Origin of the sequence: Pedobacter sp. AW31-3R, assembly GCF_052180285.1 — a bacterium.
Classification (GTDB): Bacteria; Bacteroidota; Bacteroidia; order Sphingobacteriales; family Sphingobacteriaceae; genus Pedobacter.
Genome location: NZ_CP197475.1, coordinates 2,710,309 through 2,734,925, shown reverse-complemented (window position 1 = coordinate 2,734,925; position 24,617 = coordinate 2,710,309). Strand labels below are relative to the sequence as shown.

The 24,617-nt window shown below is 42.4% G+C and carries 23 protein-coding genes and 1 riboswitch; of the genes, 13 read left to right on the top strand and 10 right to left on the bottom strand.

Annotated features, from left to right (window positions below; genetic code table 11):
• Positions 1–9: 9 nt before the first annotated feature.
• Positions 10–1,041 (bottom strand): sulfite exporter TauE/SafE family protein, encoded by a 1,032-nt coding sequence (locus ACSBL2_RS11210; protein ID WP_442591785.1) that lies wholly within the window; start codon positions 1,039–1,041, stop codon positions 10–12.
• A gap of 419 nt (positions 1,042–1,460) precedes the next feature.
• Between ACSBL2_RS11210 and ACSBL2_RS11205 the strand changes: the two genes are divergently transcribed.
• The 5 genes from ACSBL2_RS11205 (at position 1,461) to ACSBL2_RS11185 (ending at position 7,008) form a co-directional block, all read left to right on the top strand.
• Positions 1,461–1,934 (top strand): (2Fe-2S)-binding protein, encoded by a 474-nt coding sequence (locus tag ACSBL2_RS11205; protein ID WP_442591784.1) that lies wholly within the window; start codon positions 1,461–1,463, stop codon positions 1,932–1,934.
• Between the two features lie 107 nt (positions 1,935–2,041).
• Positions 2,042–2,599 carry a hypothetical protein gene (locus ACSBL2_RS11200; protein ID WP_442591783.1) on the top strand — a complete coding sequence of 186 codons (558 nt, stop codon included), beginning with the start codon at positions 2,042–2,044 and terminating at the stop codon, positions 2,597–2,599.
• Between the two features lie 24 nt (positions 2,600–2,623).
• Positions 2,624–4,783, top strand: coding sequence for a molybdopterin cofactor-binding domain-containing protein (locus ACSBL2_RS11195; protein ID WP_442591782.1), 2,160 nt, complete (start codon positions 2,624–2,626; stop codon positions 4,781–4,783).
• Between the two features lie 266 nt (positions 4,784–5,049).
• Positions 5,050–5,940, top strand: coding sequence for an AraC family transcriptional regulator (locus ACSBL2_RS11190; protein WP_442591781.1), 891 nt, complete (start codon positions 5,050–5,052; stop codon positions 5,938–5,940).
• A gap of 78 nt (positions 5,941–6,018) precedes the next feature.
• On the top strand, positions 6,019–7,008 hold the full coding sequence (locus ACSBL2_RS11185) for an aldo/keto reductase (RefSeq protein WP_442591780.1): 990 nt from the start codon (positions 6,019–6,021) through the stop codon (positions 7,006–7,008).
• Positions 7,009–7,163: 155 nt separating this feature from the next.
• Here the strand turns inward: ACSBL2_RS11185 and ACSBL2_RS11180 are convergent, their stop codons facing one another.
• From ACSBL2_RS11180 to ACSBL2_RS11165, 4 genes are all read right to left on the bottom strand, one after another.
• The gene (locus ACSBL2_RS11180) at positions 7,164–7,670 is read right to left on the bottom strand and encodes a molybdopterin-dependent oxidoreductase (RefSeq protein ID WP_442591779.1); all 507 of its coding nucleotides are present in this window, start codon (positions 7,668–7,670) and stop codon (positions 7,164–7,166) included.
• Positions 7,667–8,812, bottom strand: coding sequence for a cytochrome-c peroxidase (locus tag ACSBL2_RS11175; RefSeq protein WP_442591778.1), 1,146 nt, complete (start codon positions 8,810–8,812; stop codon positions 7,667–7,669). The genes ACSBL2_RS11180 and ACSBL2_RS11175 overlap by 4 nt, the downstream gene beginning before the upstream one ends.
• Positions 8,813–8,863: 51 nt before the next feature.
• Positions 8,864–10,033, bottom strand: a complete 1,170-nt coding sequence (locus ACSBL2_RS11170; RefSeq protein WP_442591777.1) for a hypothetical protein — start codon at positions 10,031–10,033, stop codon at positions 8,864–8,866.
• A gap of 356 nt (positions 10,034–10,389) precedes the next feature.
• Entirely contained in the window at positions 10,390–10,770 is a 381-nt protein-coding gene (locus ACSBL2_RS11165) for a DoxX family membrane protein (protein WP_442591776.1), read from the bottom strand.
• Positions 10,771–11,068: 298 nt separating this feature from the next.
• Between ACSBL2_RS11165 and ACSBL2_RS11160 the strand changes: the two genes are divergently transcribed.
• The 5 genes from ACSBL2_RS11160 (at position 11,069) to ACSBL2_RS11140 (ending at position 15,847) form a co-directional block, all read left to right on the top strand.
• Entirely contained in the window at positions 11,069–12,016 is a 948-nt protein-coding gene (locus tag ACSBL2_RS11160; RefSeq protein ID WP_442591775.1) for an ornithine cyclodeaminase family protein, read from the top strand.
• Between the two features lie 190 nt (positions 12,017–12,206).
• Positions 12,207–12,917: a 5-oxoprolinase subunit PxpB gene (pxpB, locus tag ACSBL2_RS11155; protein WP_442591774.1), complete on the top strand. Its 711-nt coding sequence runs from the start codon at positions 12,207–12,209 to the stop codon at positions 12,915–12,917.
• A gap of 1 nt (position 12,918) precedes the next feature.
• On the top strand, positions 12,919–13,908 hold the full coding sequence (locus tag ACSBL2_RS11150; RefSeq protein ID WP_442591773.1) for a biotin-dependent carboxyltransferase family protein: 990 nt from the start codon (positions 12,919–12,921) through the stop codon (positions 13,906–13,908).
• 6 nt (positions 13,909–13,914) lie between these two features.
• On the top strand, positions 13,915–14,688 hold the full coding sequence (locus ACSBL2_RS11145; RefSeq protein WP_442591772.1) for a 5-oxoprolinase subunit PxpA: 774 nt from the start codon (positions 13,915–13,917) through the stop codon (positions 14,686–14,688).
• Positions 14,672–15,847, top strand: a complete 1,176-nt coding sequence (locus tag ACSBL2_RS11140; RefSeq protein ID WP_442591771.1) for an NRAMP family divalent metal transporter — start codon at positions 14,672–14,674, stop codon at positions 15,845–15,847. The genes ACSBL2_RS11145 and ACSBL2_RS11140 overlap by 17 nt, the downstream gene beginning before the upstream one ends.
• 83 nt (positions 15,848–15,930) lie before the next feature.
• Here ACSBL2_RS11140 and ACSBL2_RS11135 read toward each other — a convergent pair whose 3' ends face one another.
• Entirely contained in the window at positions 15,931–16,518 is a 588-nt protein-coding gene (locus tag ACSBL2_RS11135; protein WP_442591770.1) for a hypothetical protein, read from the bottom strand.
• A 194-nt stretch (positions 16,519–16,712) separates the two neighbouring features.
• On the opposite strand from ACSBL2_RS11135, the gene ACSBL2_RS11130 reads away from it, so the two are divergent.
• Positions 16,713–17,318 (top strand): Crp/Fnr family transcriptional regulator, encoded by a 606-nt coding sequence (locus ACSBL2_RS11130; RefSeq protein WP_442591769.1) that lies wholly within the window; start codon positions 16,713–16,715, stop codon positions 17,316–17,318.
• A gap of 432 nt (positions 17,319–17,750) precedes the next feature.
• Entirely contained in the window at positions 17,751–18,476 is a 726-nt protein-coding gene (locus ACSBL2_RS11125; RefSeq protein WP_442591768.1) for a Crp/Fnr family transcriptional regulator, read from the top strand.
• Here ACSBL2_RS11125 and ACSBL2_RS11120 read toward each other — a convergent pair.
• Positions 18,466–18,927, bottom strand: a complete 462-nt coding sequence (locus ACSBL2_RS11120) for an Lrp/AsnC family transcriptional regulator (RefSeq protein ID WP_442591767.1) — start codon at positions 18,925–18,927, stop codon at positions 18,466–18,468. The two genes, ACSBL2_RS11125 and ACSBL2_RS11120, sit on opposite strands and share 11 nt — an antisense overlap.
• A 175-nt stretch (positions 18,928–19,102) precedes the next feature.
• A riboswitch (cobalamin riboswitch) is annotated at positions 19,103–19,285 on the top strand.
• A 190-nt stretch (positions 19,286–19,475) separates the two neighbouring features.
• On the opposite strand from ACSBL2_RS11120, the gene metE reads away from it, so the two are divergent.
• Positions 19,476–21,782 (top strand): 5-methyltetrahydropteroyltriglutamate--homocysteine S-methyltransferase, encoded by a 2,307-nt coding sequence (gene metE, locus ACSBL2_RS11115; RefSeq protein WP_442591766.1) that lies wholly within the window; start codon positions 19,476–19,478, stop codon positions 21,780–21,782.
• Between the two features lie 35 nt (positions 21,783–21,817).
• On the opposite strand, the gene ACSBL2_RS11110 is transcribed toward metE, so the two are convergent.
• From ACSBL2_RS11110 to ACSBL2_RS11100, 3 genes are all read right to left on the bottom strand, one after another.
• On the bottom strand, positions 21,818–22,918 hold the full coding sequence (locus tag ACSBL2_RS11110; RefSeq protein WP_442591765.1) for a hypothetical protein: 1,101 nt from the start codon (positions 22,916–22,918) through the stop codon (positions 21,818–21,820).
• Between the two features lie 26 nt (positions 22,919–22,944).
• Positions 22,945–23,577 carry an ABC transporter ATP-binding protein gene (locus ACSBL2_RS11105; RefSeq protein WP_442591764.1) on the bottom strand — a complete coding sequence of 211 codons (633 nt, stop codon included), beginning with the start codon at positions 23,575–23,577 and terminating at the stop codon, positions 22,945–22,947.
• Positions 23,578–23,793: 216 nt separating this feature from the next.
• Positions 23,794–24,375 carry a GNAT family N-acetyltransferase gene (locus ACSBL2_RS11100; RefSeq protein ID WP_442591763.1) on the bottom strand — a complete coding sequence of 194 codons (582 nt, stop codon included), beginning with the start codon at positions 24,373–24,375 and terminating at the stop codon, positions 23,794–23,796.
• Between the last annotated feature and the right edge of the window lie 242 nt (positions 24,376–24,617).

Sequence of the window (24,617 nt, the reverse complement as noted above, 5' to 3'; positions counted from 1 at the left end):
TGGATGACATTATCTTAATTTGTATTTCGTTAATCTGGTATCGTGATAGACATAGAGTTCATAATAATGATCTTTGTACTTATAAACCTTTTCCAGAATCACCTGATCGGCTCCTTTGCTCAAAATCGACACTTTTTTGTGGTGGTGTACAGGCAAGTCCTTTAATTCGATAACCCGCTCTATTTCAAAGCCCTCCTGAAATGCAAATTCCAGAAAAAGTGTTGTCTTCTTCCATTTGATTTTACTGTCCACTTTGTCGCCCGCCGTTTGAATGGAGAACTGGACTGTAGGATCCTTATAAAGGGTGAACCCGGAATTGATCAGCATGATTAATCCGGAAACGACCATGGCAATAAAGCCTATTTTTTGATATAACTGTTCGCTGAGGAATTTAACTAAGTACTTTACCAGCGTAGCTGAAGCAATAGCCGCAACAGAGAGAATCAGTCCTACGCTCACTGCCTTTACGGTGAGAAGTCCAAATAGTCCGTAAAGCACAATCTTGAGTATATGCAACAGCAATTCATTGGCAGCTCTGGTGGCAATGATCTGCTCTTTAGTCATCCCATAGGTAAGATAAAACCTGTTAAAAAGCAACCCAACGGCTCCCGTCAGTCCTGACAAAAATCCCGTTGCCAATCCAATAATGCTTAATACCCATTTCCCCCTGGTTAAAGTAGTATCAGCCTTAATATCAGATCTAAAAATAAAAGGCAAGTTGATGACCAGAAAAATTCCGATAATGAACTCCAGCAAAACCGGATCGGTAATACTTAAAAGTTTAGCACCAAAATATACAGCAGGCAATGCTGAGGGTACAAACCAAACTACAATATCCCAGCGGATATTGCGGTAAAATATGACGATTCTAGATATACTGCTTGTTGCTGTTCCGATCGACAAAGCAGCCGGCACCTGTCCGGCAGCCAATACCCAATTCAACAAAGGCAACAATAAAAAACTTGCCCCTCCCCCGCAAATGGCACTTAATGCGAAAGCAACAACAGCGATAAGAAAAAGGAGAATATAATGTGTCAGCATAAAAACAAATCGTTAAAACAGGAGATCTGTTATACATGCCATAAGACGATAAGGTGCACCAGTTTATTTACACCTTTTTACTGTCCCATCCAGCCACATTATACATTCAGATCCTCACAAAGAAAATAATAGAATCTGTAGAAAACCTGGAGCCTGTAAAAAGCACCATTTTCACTGTCCCAAAAAGTTATTCCAGTCCTGGTGAGGTAAATGTACGTTGGTTAACCTACAAATTTGTTGACAAGGATCTGCAGAAGTACACTATAATTGTTACCTTTTAGTTTGAATATTGTAAGTTAATGTTTGATTCTCGTAAAGAAAGCTGTGTTGATGACTTTATCTTTGGTAATAGCGGTAAAAGATGAAAATCCATCCACTATTGAGACTACCAAACCGATCATTGATCAAATTCTAAACCTATGATTTCCTTAAAGATCAATAAACAATCCTATCAAGTCGACGCAGATCCTGACATGCCTCTATTATGGGTGATAAGGGATATCATCGGACTTACAGGAACAAAATACGGCTGTGGCGTAGCACAGTGTGGTGCCTGTGTTGTTCACCTCAATGGGGAAGCTGTGCGGTCATGTGTGACAAAACTACGCCGTGTTGCAGATCAGGAGGTCGTGACGATTGAAGGATTATCGGCAAACAATGATCACCCCTTACAACTGGCATGGAATGAGGCAAATGTACCGCAATGCGGATATTGTCATTCCGGTCAGCTGATGTCGGCAGCAGTTCTTCTAATGGAAAACCCTGCTCCTACTGATGAAGATATCGACAATGCAATGTCAGGAAACCTGTGCAGATGCGGTACGTATCTGCGTGTCCGGAAAGCCATCCATCTTGCAGCAGCGATGCAAAAAAAGGAAGGTGGTGCAAAATGAAGAATCAGATGAAAATGATAAACAGTCGGTCAAAAAAATTGATACGTTTTCTTAGTCCTTCTAAATCTTTAACGGTAATGGGGACTATTCTTACACTAATAGCAATAATGGCTTTCGCACTAAACGACGAGAGTGCGACAATTGTAGTTTCTGCCAAAACTGTTGAAATCAAAAAAGATAGCGTAGCATCTGTAAAAGCATTTAATGAGGTATACAAAGTGCTGATGAGTCCGCGTTGTATGAACTGTCACCCTTCAGGTGATATTCCCTTACAGGGAGATGATAGTCATTTACATACCATGTTGCCCAAACGAGGTGTGGAAGGTAAAGGTCTTTATGCTATGAAATGTGCAAATTGTCACCAGCCAACCCATACCCCAGGTTTAAATACGCCTCCCGGTAATCCGAACTGGCATTTGCCGCCTGCAAACATGAAAATGGTTTTCCAGGGAAAAACTGCCCATGAGCTCGCCAAACAGATCGTAGATCCCAAACAAAATGGCCATAAAAATATGAAGCAACTCATCGAACATGCTGACGATGGTTTAGTATTGTCTGGCTGGAATCCGGGAGAAGGCCGCACTTTGCCGCCAATGACTCATGCAGAGTTTAAAAAAGCATGGATTACATGGATCAAAACAGGGGCTTATGCTCCGGAAAAGTAATCCTTAACCATAAAATGTATACTTATGAGCAATAAACAGGTATCCAGAAGAGACTTCCTTAGGGTTACAGGTCTTGCAGGCACAGCACTTTGCCTGGGTTTCTATTTTCCTTCAAATGCCAAAGAACCTGAGGTTGTCAACGGACTCGGTAATGCAGCAAAATCTAACATAGAACTTAATGCCTGGATGCATATTGATACGGATGGAAAGGTAACCTTATTCAACCACCGTGCAGAAATGGGCCAGGGTTCTTATCAGTCTGTTCCGCAGATTATAGCAGAAGAACTTGAAGTAGACCTCAAAGAGGTCAACATTGTTTTTGCCCAGGGCAACAGAGATAAGTATGGCAATCAGGTAACGGGGGGAAGTTCTACGATCAGAGGCTCTTATAAGAATTTGTTAAAGCTGGGTGCTACCGCACGTATCATGCTGATTTCCGTAGCAGCCAAGAAATGGGGAGTTTCCAGTTCGGACTGTTATGCGGAATCAGGTCATGTCATAAACCGCATTTCAGGTAAAAAATTCCACTATGGCGAACTGGTTACTGAGGCTTCAAAACTTGAAACACCTGATCATATTGTACTGAAAAACAGGGCTGATTACAAGATCATTGGAAAGCCTTTACACCGTCAGGATACCCCTTTAAAAACAAACGGAACCGCTGTTTTTGGCCTGGATAAAAAATTGCCGGACATGCTGTATGCAGCAGTAGAACGAAATCCACGCCTGCGTGGAAAAGTAAAGAGCTTTGATGCCAGTGCTGCATTGAAAGTACCGGGAGTAAAACGCGTTTTTAAAGTCCGTATGGGCGTATTCAAGACTTTCCGTGAAGGGGTAGCCGTCGTTGCTACTTCTACCTGGGCCGCCTTACAGGGCAAAAAAGCGTTGAAAGTGGAATGGGACGACAGTGGTTTTGAACATATCAATAGCAGCGACATTTTTAAGCGTCAGCAGAAAGAACTCCATACCAAGGAAGGCTTGATTTTAAAGAAACAGGGCAATCCTGATGAGTTCCTAAACCATACTGGAAAAACATTAGACCTCATTTATCAGACTCCCTATCAGTCGCACAGCGCAATGGAACCGGTAAACTGCATTGCGCATTTCCAGGGTGACAAGGTGGAAATATGGGGGCCGATACAAGCTCCTGAATGGGTACAGGATTATATAGCAGAACAACTCCAGCTGCCCAGGGAAAAGGTGATTGTAAACATGACTTTCCTTGGTGGCGGATTCGGGCGTAAAGCATTCATGGATTATCCCCATGAGGCTACCATGATATCAAAAGAAATCGGTGCGCCTGTACAGGTGATTTGGACACGTGAAGATGATGCTACCCAGGGCCCTTATCGTCCGGGAATATCCTACAGGTGTCAGGCTGCTGTGAATGACGGACAAATTACCGCACTTAAATTTCGTATGGCTGGTCAGAACAACGACCACTGGAGAAACGGAAAAACAGATCAGGCGAATCGCAGTACATCGGAGGGCTTTCTTCAACCTTATTATGAAAGCATCAAAAATATCAGCTTTGCTGAGGTACAGTTTGAAACGCCAATTCCCACCATGTGGTGGAGATCTGTTTATGCCTCAACCAATGGATTTGCCTACGAAAGTTTCCTTGATGAAGTAGCCATAACAGCAGAAAAGGATCCATTAGACCTGAGAAGAACCTATCTGAAAGATGAGCGTTCTCAACTTCTTATGGATAAGATAGAAGCCGTATCCGGATGGAAAAGAAGGAAACCGAATGAAGGCTTTGGGCTAGCCATCACCGAATGTTTTTCGAGTACTGTAGCTCAGGTTGTGAAAGTATCCAGAGATGCCGGCGGAAAAGTTAAGATTGACCAGGTATGGGCCGTAATGGATTGTGGCTGGTATGTCAATCCTGATATTATCAGCGCACAGGTAGAAGGAAGTATCGTCATGGCATTGGGTGCATCTACGATCCATGAAATCACTTTTAAAGACGGACTGGTTGAACAGAAGAATTTCTATGCCTACAAGATGCCGAGAATTACAGACATCCCTCCCATTGAAGTACACATCATGGAAAATGATGCCAATGCTGGCGGAGTTGGGGAACCAGGATTGCCCGCTTTTGCCCCGGCACTGACCAATGCCATCTACGATCTCACCGGAAAAAGAATCAGGACACTTCCTTTTGACATGAACGAAGTGTAAAAGCATTAATTTACACACCAATGTTACCCCTCCAATCTAACGGGCTTGCCAACAGAAGCCTGTTAGGATTGGGAAATGTCCAAGACCATATTTTTCAAATTATACAAATTACTGTTTTATCTACCATTATTACTGATCTGGGGATGAGTGTAAGGAGAACTGAAACTGATGATGTAATTTTGGTAAAAGCCAGATCCGCATCAGGGATAACCTGTTGAAAATTTAATCATCCTATCAACAATTCGTCACTTATACCTATGATTAAAATGGAAACATTACAGGACCTTTACGAAGGTAAACATGATTTAGTCCACAAAAAATTTCCTGATGAACCAGGTCGTTTCAATGTTTTCACATTGGATCCCTATGTTGGCGAAGGTGCCAGACCTACTCCCTACCAGAGAAGGGACTATTATAAGATTGTACTTGTTGAAGGGAGTGGTAAGTTCATGTATGCCGATAAAGAAATTGAGGTACAGAAGCAGGCCCTTGTTTTCTCAAATCCGCAAATCCCTTATAGCTGGGAACAGAGAGACCGGATTACCAGTGGTTGCTTTTGCATCTTTGATCAGAATTTTTTTCATCAATATGGTCACATTCATCAGTATTCACTCTTCCAACCCGATGGCAACCACGTATTCGAACTCACTGATATACAGAAATTTCAGATAAAGGGCATATTTAACCGAATGTTTGAGGAAATCAGTTCAGATTATGTACACAAGTGTGATGTATTACGGACCCACGTACAGGAACTGATTCATTTTGCCTTAAAAATGAATCCATCAGAAGGACTTGAAAAACACTATACCAACGCCTCTCAGCGGATCTCCGGATTATTTATGGAACTATTGGAACGTCAGTTTCCCATTGACAATATCCATCAGACTGTCCAGCTTCGTTCGCCTTCAGACTATGCCGAAAAACTTAATGTACATGTAAATCATCTTAACCGTGCCATTAAAGAAATGGGGGATAAAACTACCACACAGCTTATTGCGGAAAGAATAATGCAGGAATCCAGGATCTTGCTAAAAAAAACACGATGGACAGTTTCTGAAATAGCCTATTCCCTGGGTTTCACCGAGCTTACACACTTCAATAATTTCTTCAAAAAACATCAGAAAATCAGTCCGCTCAAATATAGAAATATTTGATTTTCGTAGTCAATCGTTTCATTTTCGTTATAGCCGGGTCTGCCGCAGGGGTAATTTTGCACCTGTAATTTATAACATATGATGATGAAAATCGAAAAACGTCAATTGGGAAAAAGCGGACTTGAAGTATCGGCGCTAGGCATGGGCTGCATGAATCTCAGTTTTGGTACCGGCAAAGCTGTAGATACAGAGGATGGTATCCGTACCATACACGCTGCATTTGAAAAAGGCATCACCTTTTTTGACACTGCCGAAGCCTATGGGCCATTCACTAATGAATTGTTAGTTGGCGAAGCGTTGCAACCCTTTCGTAAAGATGTCATCATAGCTACCAAATTTGGTATGATCTCAAAGACAGGAATCAACAGCCGTCCAAAACATATCAGAAAAGTTGTAGAAGAATCTTTGCAAAGACTCAGAACCGACTACATTGATCTTTACTACCAACACCGGGTTGACCCGCATGTGCCCATTGAAGAAGTTGCAGGCACATTGAAAGAATTGATTTGGGAGGGAAAAATAAGGCATTACGGACTTTCCGAAGCAGGTGCTGAGACCATACGCAAAGCACATGGAATACATCCTGTTGCAGCCGTCCAAAATCAATATTCCATCTGGACAAGGGAACCGGAAGAAAAGGTATTACCTGTTTGTGAAGAACTCGGCATAGGTTTCGTACCATGGGGACCATTGGGTACGGGTTTCCTTACCGGCAATATCACCGCCGATACTAAATTTGACAGTGCAACCGACCTGCGTGCAAACTTCCCGAGATTTACCACGGAGGCGATGAAAGCAAACATGCCTGTGGTAGATATGCTTCGCCAAATAGCAACCGCGAAGGATGCCAAGCCCGTTCAGGTAGCGCTGGCCTGGTTGATGGCACAAAAACCATGGATTGTTCCGATACCGGGCATGGACAGGATCGAATATATTGAAGATAACCTCAGGTCAATTGATGTAGAATTAACTGCAGAAGATCTCAGTGAAATCGATCGTAAAATGGCAAAAATACTGGTACAAGGTGCAAGACTTGACGAGGGACTATTATCCATGTCAGAAGACTAAACTTTGAGTGGCTGCTGTTTTAGAATGGATATCCCCTGAACACCGCTCTCAAGGAGATATCCATCGAAACTACCTCAGCCCTCATTGGACAACGTATTCTCCAAAAATCGAAAACACTGTTCAAGCAAACTGTATGGAAAGTACCAGAAATCGCTCTATTTAGCAAATAAGATACGGATGGAAGTAACCTGCTTAATACACCGTGCAGGTTTTTTCTCGTCTTGAACAATAATCCGGAAAGGCCCGTCAGCAACGGGCAAAGCTTTATGGTCCATCTCCGTGGCGAGAATAATTACCCTGTCTGTAAACTCCTGGTCGAATTCTGCCAATGCAAAAATAACCTGATAGCCATCACTGGCCTCTACTAAGGCATACTTTGTCAGGTTTTCAGCACGGAGATCTTTCCCCATTGTTACCCCGGCTTTGGAGAGAAGATCAGATATCTTTACCCCAGAGTAGATATGGTCCTTGCCATCACGGTCTTTCCTTACCACGGCTGTACTTTTGAATTTTGGCATATCTGAAGCATGAAAAACAAGGGGAGTATCCACTTCGCCACTTATTGTAATGCCCGGCTCAGCTGAAGTTTGCGCTTTTACTCTGGATGGATAAACAGAGAGCAGGAATAATCCCACAACAGCCTGGATGAGGTATGTTTTCATTTGGTTTTATTTATTTTTCTGATTAAAAAAGGATTGGAGAATTTAGGGTTGGAAATAAAGGCTGTATCTGTCAGGGTATGTAAAAATGCCAAAAGCTCTTTTTTTTCCTGTGGCCTTAATTTTAGCGAAGTACCATTCCTGATATTTGATTCATGCTGCAAAAAAGCACTCAGCGATTCCGATTGTTGCACATGTTCGCTGTAATGATCGATCACTTCCTCCAGGGAATTGAAGCGGCCGTCATGCATATAAGGAGCGGTCAATGCAATGTTACGAAGAGTGGGAACTTTAAATCTTCCATGGTCATTTCTTTGTCCACTGAGTTGCTGGATTCCAGGGTCTGCCGAAACACGGTCAAGTCCGTTATTATGAAAAAGTTCAAGGTAATTTTTTGGTCCCCCGTGACAATGCGCACAGTTGGCTCCCCTTATCCCTTTTTCCGGATTGGGTGCCGTATTAAACAAGATCATACCGTTCATCTCTTCCCTGGATAGCTGGTAGGACTTCTGCAGGTATTTATCATAATTGGAATTCGCTGAAATCAACGTACGCTCAAACTGGGCAATTGCCATAACAATTCTTTTTCCTGTAATTTGTTCATCTCCAAATACACTGCTGAAAAGCTCCGGATATGCACTTGTCTGCTGCAATTTACTGGCAGAAACCAATAGTGACTGCCCCATCTCATGTGGATTAACCATAGGAATACTGGCCTGTTCTTCCAGTGAAACAGAACGACCATCCCAAAAGAACTTCCTTGCCCAAAGCAGATTAACCAGAGACATTGCATTTCTTTCGGAAAGTTCACCATCTACCCCCCTGCTCAATTTCTTTCCGTCGGTGAATGCTTTTTCCTGCATATGGCAACTTCCACAGGAGAGTGAATTATTGGCTGAAAGAAGAGTTTCATAAAAGAGCCGTCGCCCCAGATCCACCCCCTCCTCAGTCATTGGATTATCAGCTGTCGTATTGATACGGTTTCCGAAATAAGATGGGTACCGGAGTACATATGCAGTTTTTGGAATTTCTTCCGCTGTATTCCAGGAGGAAAGCCCAAGAATAAAGATTGAAAACATCAGCAGAAGACAAAAACCTCTAAGTTTATGCGACTGTTTTTCACCGATTTTTTCAATTGTTGTCATTTTACCCCCTCAAGATAATCATTAAAAATCAGGTACCCAATTTAAACCCAATTAAAGTTCGTAGGATGATTTGCGACTAATTTCCAGCAGCAGATCTTTAATCACTTCGCGTCCGCTCTTCCAGCGTTTTAACCTATTGGCTTGCTGGATACCGGTACGGTCTTTAATTTCGTGGTTGTGCAGGTAATAATCAGACATGATATCTTTCATCGCATGATGGATTTCATGTGCACTTCCCTGTAATGTAAATTCCGGATTGTTCTTCGCTAAATCCGCCAGTGCATCCGCCATACTGGCTGCATAATAAGGGCAATTCCAATCATGGCGGTAAGGATCATCACCTTTTACATTTACCTTCTGTAAGGGATGGGAAAGATCTTCGATGATCTCCACTATGGCATCGCCAAAGACATGGGTATATTCCGACATAAAATGATTCCACCAGCGTGGATGTTGCGGCAGTTCCTTGAGTAAAGTATCACAGACCATCACCCGCTTTGGGAAATTAGGGTGTGCAGGATCCATGATGACCAATGAAGTGCCAAAATGACCCTCTTTTGCAGAATGTCTGCTATAGATGACGAAAAATTGTGCCCCCCTCTCCCCCGCCTCATACAGGGCTGCTGTCAGTTCTTTTACCTCCTTTAAGCGGTCCTCCAAAAATCCGCGCCTGAAAAGAACATGGAGATGCCCCGCCGATTTCGCCGTACAGCGCTTACTATTTTCATCGAAGACATTTCCATTTGCCGGGCGGCTGCTAAAGTGATTACCACTATTGTAACGGATTTCTTCTGATTCGATGGGATAGGTACTGATATCTGCAGTATCACCTGCTTCCGTCTGCTTATTGGGATAAACCGACCTGAACGGAACATGCATCCGTTCGCTCTCCATCCTGCGGGAAAGATTATAAATCCGCTGTTCCGTAGCAGCAAATAATGGATCTCCACTAATGGGATCAAAGTAAACCGCTTCAACACGTCGCCCCAAATGGCAGGCAATGAACCTGTTCTTCAACAATTTCTGGACAGGATGTTGCGTATTTAAAAAGAAATCCCGCAAGGCATCATTTGCCAAATACTCATCCAGCGTCTGTTCAAACTGGAGCAGTGTTTTATCTTCATGGCTGCTGACCCATTCCAGCAGAAAGTGGAAAACCTCCCGCTCAAAACAACGATTAGCCGCTTCTGCGATTTCTTTAGTACAAATGCATTGTTCCATAAAATTAAAAAAAAGGGAATATAAAGCCTGCGAGGTATCTATGCAATAATGCTATGAAACTTAAGGTCCAATATAACCAAGTTTCACCATCTTATCACACCTGAATATGCAAATTTTTATAATTAATCAGCTATCGAAACTGTAACCATCATCAATTGGTATGGTTTGGGACAAAATCAATCTCAGCCAAACTACGCTAAGGCTTGGTTTTTCATTAGCTCTTATTGTTCTTCATCTGCATTCAAGAACTCGCAAGCTCGGTTTTCATTACTTTATGTAAGCGGTAGGCCTATGATGGTTTCATCAGCGTATCATTGATTTTTGCATTCAGGATCTTCAGTCACTATAACAATATTTTATCCCCTGACTACTGCCAGAAACTTTGCCCTGTTATCATAAATAATCCAGAGTAAAACTGCACTGAATGCCAGTGCAATTGGCAATCCGCCCGTATCGATTAAGGTATTCATCAGTATAATCCCAACCATTACAGGAAAAATGATTAATGCTCCTAATGCCCTGGTCTTAGGAATAATAATTAATATGCCGCCCAGGATTTCTGCCACTGCAACTAAAGGTATCAGCCAGCCTATCTCCATCATTGCTGTCATCACCTTCAGCATTTTCCCGGGCAGGTCATCTGGAACAGGCATGTAATTAAAGAATTTGTTCAGTCCGGCATTGATGAACATGATTCCAAACAAAAGACTCAGCAGGAAGGTGATCTTGTTTTTCATAATTTGCAGCTATAGTATAATTTGTCACATCTATTTTAATTCATGTGTTATAAAGAGACCTGATGTCCCAATAATGAATTCAAAATGATAGTGCATTATTCATGTGTCCCTGTTTGTTTTTCTTCAGTTCGTGTCATATCCCCATGCTGTAAAAAGTGCTGAAGATGGTATGCGAATCAAGGGTCTGCATCGAAATGTCCTCATTAGACAAAATAGGGTTGTTAATGGTTAAAAACCGAATAGCCTGTCAGGCTTATTACAGTATATTTGAAATTTACATTTTAACCAGCCTGCAAATATGTTAGTGATACCTGAAGATAAAATAAGCGAATATTTAACCTATCCGGAATTGATTGAGGCATTGCGTGAGATATTCCTTTCCAATTATACTTTACCCCTACGTCATCATCATTTCTATACCAATGCCGAAGGTAACCAGAATACACTTATTCTCATGCCGGTATGGAATGAAGAATACATAGGGATGAAACAGGTAACGGTAGCTCCTGGAAACAAGGAAAAAAACCTGCCGGCCGTCCTTGCCCAGTACATTCTCAGCGATGCCAAAACCGGACAGGCACTGGCATTGATGAATGCTGCTCAGCTGACTTCCAGAAGAACCGCCTGCACTTCTGCCCTTGCCTCCTCTTTCCTATCCAGAGAGGATGCCGAAAATCTGCTGGTCGTTGGTGGCGGAAGCGTAGCCATGCACTTGGTTCAAGCCCATTTAGCGGTTAGAAAATTCAAAAAAGTGAGTATATGGATGCGAAATCCGGATAAGCTGGCTGCCTATGCAGAACTGCACAGAAACCTGGGTATTGAGGTAGAGGCGGTAACAAACCTGGAAGAAGCCGCCCGCAATGCAGATGTGATTTCCTGTGCCACCTTAGCTGCAACGCCGGTCATCTGCGGAGAATGGATCAAAGCGGGAACACACCTGGATATGATTGGGTCACACAAGCCCGATACCCGTGAGACAGACAATGATGCAATACGAAAAAGCCTGATATTTGTAGACTCCAGGATGGGTGCACTGCACGAAACCGGAGAGCTTGCATTGCCTATCGCTGACGGTATTATCACTGAAAATGATGTACAGGCCGATATAGTGGAACTGGTAAAAGGTACCCATCAGGGAAGGAAAACACCGGAAGAAATTACCTTATTCAAATCTGCCGGACTAGCCGTGGAGGATCTTGCAGCAGCATTGTTAGTGTACAGGAATTTCAATCCCAAACCAGCGTAACATTTTTTCAATTCCGGTTAGATAGCGTACTGCCTGAGCTCGGTCAACTTTAGAATTGCATTGCAGTTAAAAATGAGATTTAAAGCAGCAGAGATTAACTGTATTTCATATTCACTTGTTTTTATCTGCAATGTTGTTGAAATTGCCCTGGAACACCAGTTAAAAAACAAAAAGCCAATTACCTCAAAAAATGACAGCGCAGTATACCGAAATTTATGCACTGAATGAAAGCTCCCTGACCATGGTCTTCGGAAATACCATCAGTGAGGATCTTGCGGAAAAGGTCTTATTATTTGACAGGGCTATACATGCGGCACCTTTTGAGGGGTTTATGACCACAATTCCTGCTTATGCTACACTTACCGTATGTTATGACCCGAAAATCGTTTTTAATACTTTGCCAGGAGCTGAGTCTGGTTATGAAAAGGTAGCCAGGTACCTTTCCACGCTGACTGTTGGTACTTTAAAACAGCAAAATAACAGAAGAAAGATGGCTATCCCAGTTTGTTACGGAGGCGAATTCGGGCCGGATTTAGATCTGGTAGCTGCTCATTGTAATTTAAACAGGGAAGAACTTATAAGCATTCACAGTGCTGCCAGATATATGGTTTACATGATTGGTTTCGTACCGGGATTTGCTTACATGGGTGGAATGGACAAACGTCTCGCGACCCCTAGAAAAGAACAGCCACAGAGTAATGTTTCCGCCGGTTCAGTTGGGATTGCGGGTGGGCAGACAGGCATTTATTCCCTTGATATCCCCGGGGGATGGCAGATTATCGGACAGACTCCCCTGCGTCTTTTTGATGCCGCTCGTCCGGAGCCCTCTTTGCTAAAGGCCGGAGACGAGCTGAGCTTCATTCCGGTCTCTGTTAAAGAATTCTACTCTTTATTGTCTTGATATGCAGATTAGAATACTAAAGCCAGGATTACATACGACGATACAGGATTTGGGCAGGACTCAATATTTATCACAGGCCGTACCTATTTCCGGGGCACTGGATCCCCTATCAGCAAGGATAGCCAACCTAGCCCTGGGCAATCCGGAGACTACTGCTGTTTTGGAATTCAGCTATGCAAATGCTTCATTCAGCTGCCTGACGGATATACTGATCGCTTATGCCGGCGGCGGCGCTGTACTGATGGCTTCTGGGGAAAAACTTCCTTCCAGGAGGGCAATATTTCTTCCTGCAGGTACTGTAGTCAGCCTTGTCCATAACGATAACGGAGTCCGTACCTATCTGTCCATAGCCGGTGGCTGGGATGTTCCACAGGTTCTTGGTAGCAGGAGTACCTATCTGCCTGCAGCATTTGGCGGATATGAGGGCAGGCTGTTAAAAAAAGATGACCTGCTGAGCAGCAGCAATACTTGTACTTCGGCCACGTTAAGAATGCTCCATGAACTCAGGGGTGAATCTGTCAGGAGTACCTCATGGGGCATATCCGACCGGTTTTTAAAACCCGGAGAAAAAAATACTCTAAGGGTATTTCCAGGCAGGGAAATCAACTGGTTCGAGGCAAACTCAATCGTTAGTCTCTTTGCCGAACCATTCCGGATGGACCTGCGGAGCAACAGAATGGGCATGGCTCTCAAAGGGCCTCAAATGAAAAGAAAAGTTAGAGAGGAACTGCTGAGTACCGCAGTGTGCCCGGGAACCATACAGGTAACAGGAAATGGGGAAATGATTCTGCTCATGGCAGATTGCCAAACCACCGGCGGCTATCCAAGGATAGCCCATGTTGCGATGGCCGACCTCCCTTTGTGTGCTCAACTTAAGCCGCATGACCAGATCTGTTTCCACTTGATTGACCTTAAGGAAGCGGAAGATTTATACACCGAACAGGAGGAAGAACTGAAAAGACTTGTCCGGGCTATACACACTAAAATATAAAATAAGATGCAAACAGTAGATTTGAACTGCGATATGGGTGAAGCATTTGGCAACTACCAGATGCCGAATGATGGGAAATTGATGGATTATATTACCTCTGCGAATATTGCCTGTGGTTTCCATGCCGGCGATTACGGAGTGATGCAGCGTACTGTTGAGCTTGCGGTCAGCAAAGGAATAGCTATCGGCGCGCACCCTGGACTTCCTGACCTGCAAGGGTTTGGCAGAAGAGAAATCAAAATCACCCCATCAGAGGCTTACCAGATGACACTCTATCAGATTGGTGCCTTAGCGGGCTTTATCAGAGCTGCAGGCGGGCGGATGAATCACGTGAAACCACATGGAGCATTGTACAATATGGCGGCAAAAGATATCCTTCTCGCAGGGGCGATTGTTCAGGCCATCAAAGATTTTGATGACAGCCTGATCTTATATGCCTTGTCAGGAAGCGAGATGATCATTGCTGCACAGCAGGCAGGAATTAAAACAGCTGCTGAAGTATTTGCAGACCGGAGTTATCAGGATGACGGATCCCTTACTCCCAGAAATCAACCGAATGCGGTATTAAGCACTGAGTTTGCGGTAAAGGAACAACTGCTGATGATGGTCCAGCAAGGTAGGGTAAGAACGGTCAGTGAAAAGAATATTCCACTTGTAGCAGAGACCATCTGCCTGCATGGGGATGGAAGACATGCACTGGAATTTGCAAAAATGGTAGCAGATACATTAAAGAATGATGGAATAGTTTTAAAGGCTGCAGGGCATGAAGAAAAAGCATAACTGGAGCGTCCTGATCGGCGCAGCATTCCTCATGGCCTCTTCAGCTATCGGCCCTGGTTTTTTAACGCAGACAGCCGTTTTTACCGAGCAACTGGGTGCCAGTTTCGCTTTCGTGATCCTGCTTTCTATTGTCCTGGATGCAGTGGCACAGCTCAATATATGGCGAATTATCGCAGTGGCAGATAAACCTGCACAGGACATTGCCAATAAGGTATTCCCCGGTACGGGATATTTCCTCTCCTTCCTGGTATTCCTGGGCGGACTGGCCTTCAATATAGGAAACATCGCCGGAGCCGGACTAGGCCTCAATGTACTCTTTGGCATCAGTATCTCACAAGGTGCAATGATCAGTGCTGTCATTGCTGTCGGAATATTTATCTACAGGGAAGCGGGTAAAGCGATGGATGCCTTTGCCAAGACAATGGGCCTGCTCAAAATCGGACTGGCACTTTTTATTGCCTACGTGAGCGATCCACCAATTGCCGAAGCAGCCATCAGATCGGTTAACCCAACCCAGTTCAGTTTCAGCGCGGTATTGACCATTGTCGGTGGAACTGTAGGGGGATACATTACCTTTTCTGGTGCACACAGGTTACTTGATGCCAGGCAGACAGGCATTGAAAACCTTGGATCGGTAAACAAGGGCGCACTTACTGCCATTGGCCTGGCCTCCCTGATGCGGTTGTTATTGTTCATTGCTGCCCTGGGCGTGGTGAGTACCGGTGTAACGCTTAATCCGGACAACCCTGCAGCATCTGTATTTCAACTTGCCGCAGGTCAGTTTGGCTATAAAGTATTTGGCGTTGTCATATGGGCAGCCGGAATATCGTCCGTTGTAGGATCAGCCTATACGTCGATCTCGTTCATCAAAAGCTTTCACCCAAAAATCCTGCAATACAACAAGGCGATTACTATCATATTTATCCTGATTTCCTGTATCATCTTTATCCTGATTGGCAAACCCGTAAAGATCCTGTTGGCTGTCGGCGCAATTAATGGCCTGATTCTACCTATCGCACTGGGTGTGATGCTGGTCGCTGCTTACCGCAGTAAGATCATTGCCGATTATAAACAACCCCTGTGGCTAACCATTGCTGGTATAGGTGTCGTGGCAATAATGGTCTGGATGGGGTATGGAACAATGATGCAGATGATATGACCAGGACCAACAGTCTCTGGCTGAACCACAATAAACTCAACCAGAGACTGTTAAAAAGCCGGCTAACCATTAGCCTTTCTTTGTTATTCAGCAACAATCTCATTTGCCTTTTTGCCCAAACGGAATGCAGCCAGGAGGTAATAAAAGGCACCAAAAGCGGCATAACCCGCCAAACTGGTGATGCCCATTGTCGGATCATGGGCCAGCAGAATAAATGAAGTTCCACCGAGAACTGACTGCCCACCGCTGATGATCATCGGCCACTGGCCGCCCAACAATTTTCTGCGGCCTAAGCCCAGTACCAGTTGGATCAGCCCTGTGAGGATCGCCCAGGAACCGAAAACAATCAGCGCCTCAGGAACTCCTTTTTGTAAGGCCAGACCTACCGCCACAGTGGTGATTGTGCTAATAGCAGCATTAACATATTGCGGCATTTTTGATAAACTCCCTTTGTTTGCCCGGAGGTCAAGCAGAGTTCCTACCACATCCCAGGCAGGATAAATAATCAGCAACGCAAAGGCGATACCAGATGACGTTTTAGCGAACAGAGCTACAAGGATCACCCAGGTAATCGAAAATATAGCCCTCAAAAAATAAAGTCTACGTAATGATTTGGCAGTTTCAGCGACCTGGCCAGCTGTTTCTGTGTGTTTTTGAAGAGTTGAAGTCATGATTTTGATTTTTTAAAATTTCCTGATTCAAAGATCCACAGTATAAACAAGCCGCTTTTTCACTTAAGTTAAAATATAACGAAATAAGCTCATTTTTTTTGGAATGACCCTGAAGCTTTTTCTGTATCTAAATACCCAGCGATAAGAAACGTTCAAATTTAATTACCTTTAAACCTTAAATATATAAGACGAATATGCCTGATAGACTACAACTTCTGCAGGAGGCAGCAAAGAATTTAACGGGGTTTAGGGATACGGATTTGTCAATGGGTTCTTCCTACTGGAAGAAACGAAAGATCCTTAAGGGTGATTTTTATAACAAGCAAAACGTAGTTTGCAAAGATCTGGGTATTGTCATCCGTGGCATTTTCAGGGTATATTATTATGATGAAACGACGAATGAAGAGAAAAATATTTTCTTTTTTTCGGAGAACCAGTTTATCGTCTCCTTCCGTAGTTTCATTTATCAGTTTCCCTGCAAATACTATATAGAAGCCCTTGAGGATGCCGAGATCCTGTATATCCCTTATCAGGATCTCCAGCAATTATACGATCAATCTAAAGAATGGCAAAAATTCGGGCGGTTATTGGCAGAACATTTCTTTAACCAATCGCAGGGCCGCACAGAAGATCTGTTATTCCTCAGTCACGAAGCGAGGTATTTGAATCTGGTGGAAATGCATGCCAATATCCTGAACCGTGTGCAGTCTTATCATATCGCTTCTTTCCTGGGAATTAAAAACCCTTCCCTTAGCCGGATTAGAAAACGGTTACTTGAAAAGGGCAATGATCGCAAATAAATAAGGATCCCCTTGCTAAATTCCTCATCAAGCGTGATGAGGACCATTTTCAAAAGTGGACTGGCTTTTAAATTCATTATTTACCATAGGACATACCCATGCAAGCATAACAAATGCACAACGGTAAAAAAAGCAATTTAGGAAGGATCGCGGCTATACCATTTGTATCATGAAACCATCATAAGCTTACCGCTTACAACCAGCAATGAAAACCGAGCTTGCGAGTTCTTGAATACAAATAAAGAACAATAAGAGCCGATGAAAAACAGATAAAGATGAACATTTAAAGATCCAGGCAATGTAAATTTAAGTTTGGGTATCAGTAAGCGTATCTTATCCGCCGAATTAATTAAGAAAATTGACTGATCCAAACTATAGCAATCACCGTAAATAATCTTAAATTTAAATCTCTAACCGCTAAACTAAACCTATATGATCCTATTTGAAAAATTTCCATATGAAAAATGGAGTTTTGCCACCAGGAATGTGATGGAGACCTTATCTCCGGATCAATACAATTTTCTGGTCATTGAGCAACATATCAAGGATTATAAAAAGGGAGAAGTAATCTTTCAGCAAGGCCATTCTCTGGATGGATTATACCTGATGCTGAACGGAATGGTCAAGAAATCTAAAGATGCAGGAGGAGGTAAAGAACAGATCCTTTATATTGCTACAGCCGGTGAGTTGTTGGGTTACCACAGCATCCCCACTGGCGACCCTTATCCGGATTCTGCAATAGCGATGGAGAAAAGTAAAATTGCTTTTATTCCCCTGGAAGCCTTCTATCACATGAAGAATAGCTCTGCAGCATTCGCACAGGCCTATAATCGATTATCGGGCCAGGAACTGAGTATTATCGGCAATTATGCTTCCCTTGGGAAATCAGGTCATTCCGAAGCAAATCTGGCCAGAGCTTTGCTCGTTATTGGCTATAAATGTAATTATGACAACACTGATAAGCGTGTAATGGAGATCAGCATTTCCAGACACAATCTGGCTAATCTGATCGATATTGCCGGGGATAATGTAAGCCGCATTTTAGGCCAGTTTAAAGCTTCACAGCTGATTACCAGCACAGGCAGTAAAATAAGGTTGCTGGACATTCCAAAACTGATTGATCTTGCCAACGCTCCATTCGAAAATATTAAAAATTAATGTTATGTGTATTTTTGATTTCAGCCATGACAAAGGTACTGTGCGTACTTCCTATACTTTCTACTGAGCCAAGTTTATTAAACACAAAATCCTGATAATGTTTCATATCCCTGGCATAAACTTTAAGGATAAAATCATAATCGCCGGAAATGTTATAACATTCCACAACTTCTTCAATATTCATAATGTCCGCTACAAAATGATGCCCTATTTTCTTATCGTGCTGTTTAAGCTTGATATTGCAGAAAACAATAAATCCCTGATTAAATTTCTCGGCATCCAATACCGCAATATACTTTTTGATGTATCCATTGCTCTCCAGTCTTTTTACCCGTTCAAAGACCGGAGAAGGGGAAAGATTGACCTGCCTGGCCAGCTCCTTCGTCGTCTGATTTGAATTGTCACCCAGGATTTTTAACAGCAATAAATCCGTCTCATCTAACTCGTTCATAGAATATTTTTTGTTTACACATGTAAAAATACTACATAAACAGCAAAATTCGCTTCGATTTCCTAATATAAAAGTTATTTTATCTTATTAAAAGAGATATGTATCGAATTAAAATCTTCATTTATACCTTTGTAAGGAATTAAAAACTGATTTGTAATAATTAATTTCTTTACATATTTCAACAATCGGAAATGGTTTTACTTGGCTGTAAATGAAAAGGGGAATCGTGTGTAAATCACGGACTGTCGCGCAACTGTAAGTAACATCAATAAAGCTATCCATGTACGTCCAGGCGCAAGCGGGAAGGAAGATAGCAGCTGTTACAAGTCAGGATACCTGCCTATTTCGAATTGACGATGCTTTCGCGATTGAAGCCTATTGTCAGAATGAAATGCTACGTATGCTGCAGCCATACACCCTTTGTCAGGTGTTTGTAATGCTGTTCGTTACATCCGTATGTTTCTTTCCCGGCAATCTTCCGCAGCACATCCAGAAATCAACCAGGAGATTTTTACAATGATTATTAACCATTTAAAAAGTTGAAAAGCATGAAAACACAAAACCTGGGCTACCCGCGGATTGGTAGCCAAAGACAATTAAAAAAAGCCTGTGAGCAGTATTGGACGGGCAAAATTGACCTGAATGAACTGAACCAGGTAGCCCGCAAGCTGAAAGAAGAAAACTGGCAGACACAACTGGATGCCGGAATTGACCTTATTCCCTGCAACGATTTTAGTTTTTATGACCAGACGCTGGACATGAGCTTATTGCTGGGTGTGATTCCGCAGCGCTATTCACAGGTCCTTACGGAAGTAAAAACCAACCAGGAAACCGACCTCTATTTTGCCATGGCACGCGGTTATCAGAAAGATGGCCTGGACATCACCGCCATGGAAATGACGAAATGGCTGGATACCAATTACCATTACCTGGTACCGGAATTTACGGCAAAACAAAAGTTTAGTATATTTTCTGAGAAAGTATTCGGCGAATACAATGCCGCCAAACGGGTACTGGGTACAAAGGCGAAACCTGTATTAATTGGCCCGGTAAGTTACCTCTTACTGGGTAAAGAAAAAGAACAGGGATTTGAACGCATTGACCTGATCAAACAATTGGTCCCTGTATATGTGGAGATCATCAACCGGCTCAGGTTACAGGGCGCGGTATGGATACAACTGGATGAGCCTTGCCTTGCGCTTGATCTTTCTAAAAAGGAAAAAGAAGCATTCGAATTCGCATACCGCAGCATTGCCAACCGCGTAAGTGGTGTTAAACTTTTAGTCGCTACCTATTTCGAATCCCTGCTGGATAATACAGCTTTAGCAGTGAACCTGCCTGTTGCGGCACTTCATGTAGATTTGGTACGCGCACCGGAACAACTGGATGAAGTTCTTGCCTTAATACCAGACCATCTTCAGCTTTCGCTGGGTATAGTTGACGGACGTAATGTATGGAAGAATGATTACGAAAAATCATTGCAGCTGATCAATAAAGCGGTAGAAAAACTAGGTACAGACAGGGTAATTATTGCTCCCTCCTGCTCGCTATTACATTGTCCGATAGACCTGGAACTGGAAAGCACGATTGATCCTGAGATCAGAAACTGGATGGCTTATGCCCGTCAAAAGCTGGATGAGGTGGCAGCACTCCAACAAATCACTGAAGGGAATGCGGATTTACTGCAATTGAATAAAGCGGCTATAGCCAGTAGAAGATCATCAGAAAAGGTACATAAACAAGCAGTGAAAGATCGTATTGCCTCCATTACCGAAGCTGATGCTACCCGTAGCAGTGCTTTCCCTGTACGCCAGCAATTACACCGGGAACGCTTTAAATTCCCTGCCTTCCCTACCACAACGATAGGTTCATTCCCACAGACAGATGACATTCGTCAGCTGCGTGCAAAGTACAAAAAAGGCGACCTTAGCCTTGAAGCATATGAGCAGGCCATAGAACAGGCAACCATTGAAGCCATCCGCTGGCAGGAAGAAATCGGTCTTGATGTACTTGTGCATGGTGAATTTGAACGCAATGACATGGTAGAATATTTCGGTGAGCAACTGGATGGGTTCCTGTTTACCAAAAATGGCTGGGTACAAAGTTACGGAAGCCGCTGTGTGAAACCACCGGTGATTTATGGTGATGTGAGTCGCCCAAAAGATATGACGGTACGCTGGAGCAAGTTTGCCGCCGCACAAACAGAAAAACAGATGAAAGGAATGTTGACCGGTCCGGTAACGATTCTGCAGTGGTCGTTTGTACGTGACGATCAACCACGTGAGGTGACCACCAACCAGATTGCATTGGGCATTCGTGATGAGGTCTTAGCCCTGGAAGAAGCCGGCATTGGCATTGTTCAGATTGATGAGGCGGCAATCCGTGAAGGTCTTCCTTTAAGGAAATCAAAACGTCCGCATTACCTGGATTGGGCAGTACGCGCATTCAGGATTACCGCAGGTGGCGTTCAGGATAAAACACAGGTCCATACACATATGTGCTACAGTGAATTCAATGATATTATTGAACATATTGCTGCAATGGATGCTGATGTCATCACGATCGAAACATCAAGATCGCAAATGGAATTACTGCAGGCTTTCGCCCACTTTGAATATCCGAATGAAATCGGACCTGGAGTATACGATATCCATTCACCACGGGTACCCACTACTGAAGAGATGGTTGCACTGTTGAGCAAAGCGGCCGATTTATTGCCAGCGGAGAACTTATGGGTGAACCCGGATTGCGGACTGAAAACGCGTAAATGGCCGGAAACAAAAGCCGCACTGGAAAACATGGTTGCTGCCGCAAAACTGGCAAGAGAGCAAATCAGTGTAGAAGGTGTGATTTAATGGATAACAACTGCGGGCGGAACCGCCCGCAGTTGTTAATCTTTCAAATACTGATTTAAATAATTCCGATCAAAAACCAGGTAGGCTATAACCATATTGAACAATGGTAAAGCCCACATTATCTTGTATAAAATCCCTAAAAAAAATATATTAAACAATACAAATACACAGCATAAGAAACGTTTCATGTTTAAACCGAACCAATACATCAAACTTCTAAAAAGCAGTAATGCAGAAAGTCCAAAGTATAATAAAAAGGCAGTTTGAAACAGCGGGTAGGTGGTAACAAACCATAACAATTCCGGAAGCATCAATACAAGGAAATTAACACAAACGCTTAAAAATAATTTACCCCTGGAATAGGGGAAATTATGAGAAAAATATAAAAAAGTCTCATTAAACCGGTATTCCTGATAGATAAGAATACTATGCACAGTCACCACAACTAGCATGATCATTCCAGGAACAAGGATTCCATTCCTCTCCTGAATAAACAAAGAAAATATCCCGATCATAAAAACCCAGGAAACTATCTTGGTCATTAGATAAGTCAGCTTCAGGTTATTAAAAACATGGTAAGTATATAGGAAAATGAAGGGCTTATTCCAGTTTTTCATCAACTTCATCACCACCGTATGCTTGCTGAGCTCAATCTGTCTATTGACCAACTTTATATAAATGAATGCACAGGTACAGGTAAGGGCCAGCAGAAAGATAAATAAACCAGCAGGAATGAAATAATGTCCATAATTTATACCAATAACAGCTGCAAAACAGGTATATATCCACAGTGGAAGAAAAATATTAAATTGAACCACAAACCAGCTTTTGAATTGCTGGATGAGACCAAATGAAGAAGTGCTGTAATACAAAAATTCACTATTATTTAAGTTCAGCTGCCCTGCAATATACTGCACACTTTTGAATGCGTATCCCAAACAAATCAGAAAAAAAATAGTGACAATCAACGGATTTCTAACCAAAGATAAAGTGATCACCAGATTCCATTCTTCGAATGCCCAGACCGGGACACTACCAAGCGTATTGATAAAAAAACAATAACAGATTACTGTACCAAACAGGAATACAAGCATACCGGAATGCATCCGGTAGAAACCGGCTGCAAATATCTTCATTAATATATTCGTCAGCGAAGAAAACATCAAAATTCAAGTGTTAGTGTTTGCTGTTGTACGGAAATTTCCCGTAGCCCGGATAACATATGGGTATCCAAAGGTTGGTGGGATGAGAGGAAAAAGGTGATATTGTCTTCTTTATTCTTTTTTCTTATCCATTCATATAAAGTGTTTAATGAATTTTCATCAATCGTAATTAAAGGTTCATCCAATAAAATTAGCCTGGGCTTGCCTAAAAAAGCAAGGACCAGGGAAAGTTTTTTCAGCATCCCACTTGAATATGTACCTAAAGGATGGGATAAGTATTCTTTCATATTCATACTTTCAATAAAATAATCCTCCTGATGTGCTCGCCCACCTTTCGCATCCCTGAACATTTTTATCAATTCCCAGCCGGTTAAAAACTCCGGATAAACAGGTTCAGCATCAGCGAAGTTTACTTTTCTACGATAAGAAACCCCATTCTTTTTAAGGCTAATCTTATCCAGCAATATTTCGCCATTAAAAAAGAGAAAACCACCCACAGATTTCAATAAGGTGCTCTTACCCGATCCGTTTACTCCTTTGATCCAGTAAATACCTGTTTGTATAATCAGATCATCAATGCTCAATATCGTTTGATGACCATATGACTTCCGGAACTTATTAAAATGTAGCATACAAGGTTGTTTCCTAACTCAGTTAATAACAAGAGAAGAGACCTGAATCAAAGATATCGTTCCCTTTCAGTTACTTAGAGTCTAAAATTCAAAAAATATTACAAATAATTAGTCTTTTAAAAGCTGTAAATTATCAGGCAGTATAATGAATCGTGCTAAAATATTCCTGACGAAGTACCCAATAAATGGTATTTGTCCTGCTATTGAACATAAGCTTTATTTGTCTGTTTCTCGTTTCAAAAAGTACAGTGAGTAGGATAATTTTAATTCTCCATATACCTGAAAACCAAAATGCTGATACCAGAGCATATTCCGGTTAACAGATGTTTCAAGACATATTGGTAAATCTTTCTTTTTTGCTATTGTCATGACTTCCGTCAGGAGCCGACTTCCAACTCCCTGATGCTGATACAAAGGGTCAACAGCAATAAACCAGAGATAGAGCATTTTCCCCTTGAATTTTAGGTGTTTAATTCTGGTTTCCCTCCTGAGCATTTTACTGATTCCTCTCAGTCCGACAACCTGAAGAATGAGCCTGATATCCAGCCAAATCGAAATAATTGAGGTTTTTTTTTGATAAGGATATAATGCCAGTGCACAGGATTTTCTATTTTCAGCTAACCACACATCACCAAAGCGGTAACAAACTTCAAAGGAATAATCCATCAAAGAACGAATACGCCGAAGTCCCTTATGGTCCTGAAGAACGATATAATTTACACTTTGATTGTCTTCAAAGGCTTTCGACAAGATATCAATTACCAAATCTTTATCTTCCCTTAAGGCTCTTTTCATCATATTCCTTTGAACATTTATAATCCTGAAAAGGGTTTTCCAAATGATACACTGAGGTATGCCAGCAAATCCTTTTTTACTTCTACTAATGTAAAAAAAACGATCATATAAATGATGAAGCGCTCTGATCAATAAACATTTACTTTTTCCTTACTGCAACATGTCAAATATGGCGATAACCGGCAAATGATCCGGGAGCATATACTTCTATATGACCTCAGGGCCGGTAACTTTAAATAGCTTCT

Coding starts and splice junctions, on each gene's coding strand:
- ACSBL2_RS11100 (WP_442591763.1), bottom strand. CDS start 24,375: ATGATGAAAAGAGCCTTAAGGGAAGATAAAGATTTGGTAATTGATATC.
- ACSBL2_RS11180 (WP_442591779.1), bottom strand. CDS start 7,670: ATGAAAACATACCTCATCCAGGCTGTTGTGGGATTATTCCTGCTCTCT.
- ACSBL2_RS11150 (WP_442591773.1), top strand. CDS start 12,919: ATGCAGATTAGAATACTAAAGCCAGGATTACATACGACGATACAGGAT.
- ACSBL2_RS11130 (WP_442591769.1), top strand. CDS start 16,713: ATGCCTGATAGACTACAACTTCTGCAGGAGGCAGCAAAGAATTTAACG.
- ACSBL2_RS11175 (WP_442591778.1), bottom strand. CDS start 8,812: ATGACAACAATTGAAAAAATCGGTGAAAAACAGTCGCATAAACTTAGA.
- ACSBL2_RS11165 (WP_442591776.1), bottom strand. CDS start 10,770: ATGAAAAACAAGATCACCTTCCTGCTGAGTCTTTTGTTTGGAATCATG.
- ACSBL2_RS11110 (WP_442591765.1), bottom strand. CDS start 22,918: ATGAAGATATTTGCAGCCGGTTTCTACCGGATGCATTCCGGTATGCTT.
- ACSBL2_RS11140 (WP_442591771.1), top strand. CDS start 14,672: ATGAAGAAAAAGCATAACTGGAGCGTCCTGATCGGCGCAGCATTCCTC.
- metE (WP_442591766.1), top strand. CDS start 19,476: ATGAAAACACAAAACCTGGGCTACCCGCGGATTGGTAGCCAAAGACAA.
- ACSBL2_RS11105 (WP_442591764.1), bottom strand. CDS start 23,577: ATGCTACATTTTAATAAGTTCCGGAAGTCATATGGTCATCAAACGATA.
- ACSBL2_RS11170 (WP_442591777.1), bottom strand. CDS start 10,033: ATGGAACAATGCATTTGTACTAAAGAAATCGCAGAAGCGGCTAATCGT.
- ACSBL2_RS11120 (WP_442591767.1), bottom strand. CDS start 18,927: ATGAACGAGTTAGATGAGACGGATTTATTGCTGTTAAAAATCCTGGGT.
- ACSBL2_RS11135 (WP_442591770.1), bottom strand. CDS start 16,518: ATGACTTCAACTCTTCAAAAACACACAGAAACAGCTGGCCAGGTCGCT.
- ACSBL2_RS11200 (WP_442591783.1), top strand. CDS start 2,042: ATGGCTTTCGCACTAAACGACGAGAGTGCGACAATTGTAGTTTCTGCC.
- pxpB (WP_442591774.1), top strand. CDS start 12,207: ATGACAGCGCAGTATACCGAAATTTATGCACTGAATGAAAGCTCCCTG.
- ACSBL2_RS11205 (WP_442591784.1), top strand. CDS start 1,461: ATGATTTCCTTAAAGATCAATAAACAATCCTATCAAGTCGACGCAGAT.
- ACSBL2_RS11125 (WP_442591768.1), top strand. CDS start 17,751: ATGATCCTATTTGAAAAATTTCCATATGAAAAATGGAGTTTTGCCACC.
- ACSBL2_RS11185 (WP_442591780.1), top strand. CDS start 6,019: ATGATGATGAAAATCGAAAAACGTCAATTGGGAAAAAGCGGACTTGAA.
- ACSBL2_RS11195 (WP_442591782.1), top strand. CDS start 2,624: ATGAGCAATAAACAGGTATCCAGAAGAGACTTCCTTAGGGTTACAGGT.
- ACSBL2_RS11210 (WP_442591785.1), bottom strand. CDS start 1,041: ATGCTGACACATTATATTCTCCTTTTTCTTATCGCTGTTGTTGCTTTC.
- ACSBL2_RS11160 (WP_442591775.1), top strand. CDS start 11,069: ATGTTAGTGATACCTGAAGATAAAATAAGCGAATATTTAACCTATCCG.
- ACSBL2_RS11145 (WP_442591772.1), top strand. CDS start 13,915: ATGCAAACAGTAGATTTGAACTGCGATATGGGTGAAGCATTTGGCAAC.
- ACSBL2_RS11190 (WP_442591781.1), top strand. CDS start 5,050: ATGGAAACATTACAGGACCTTTACGAAGGTAAACATGATTTAGTCCAC.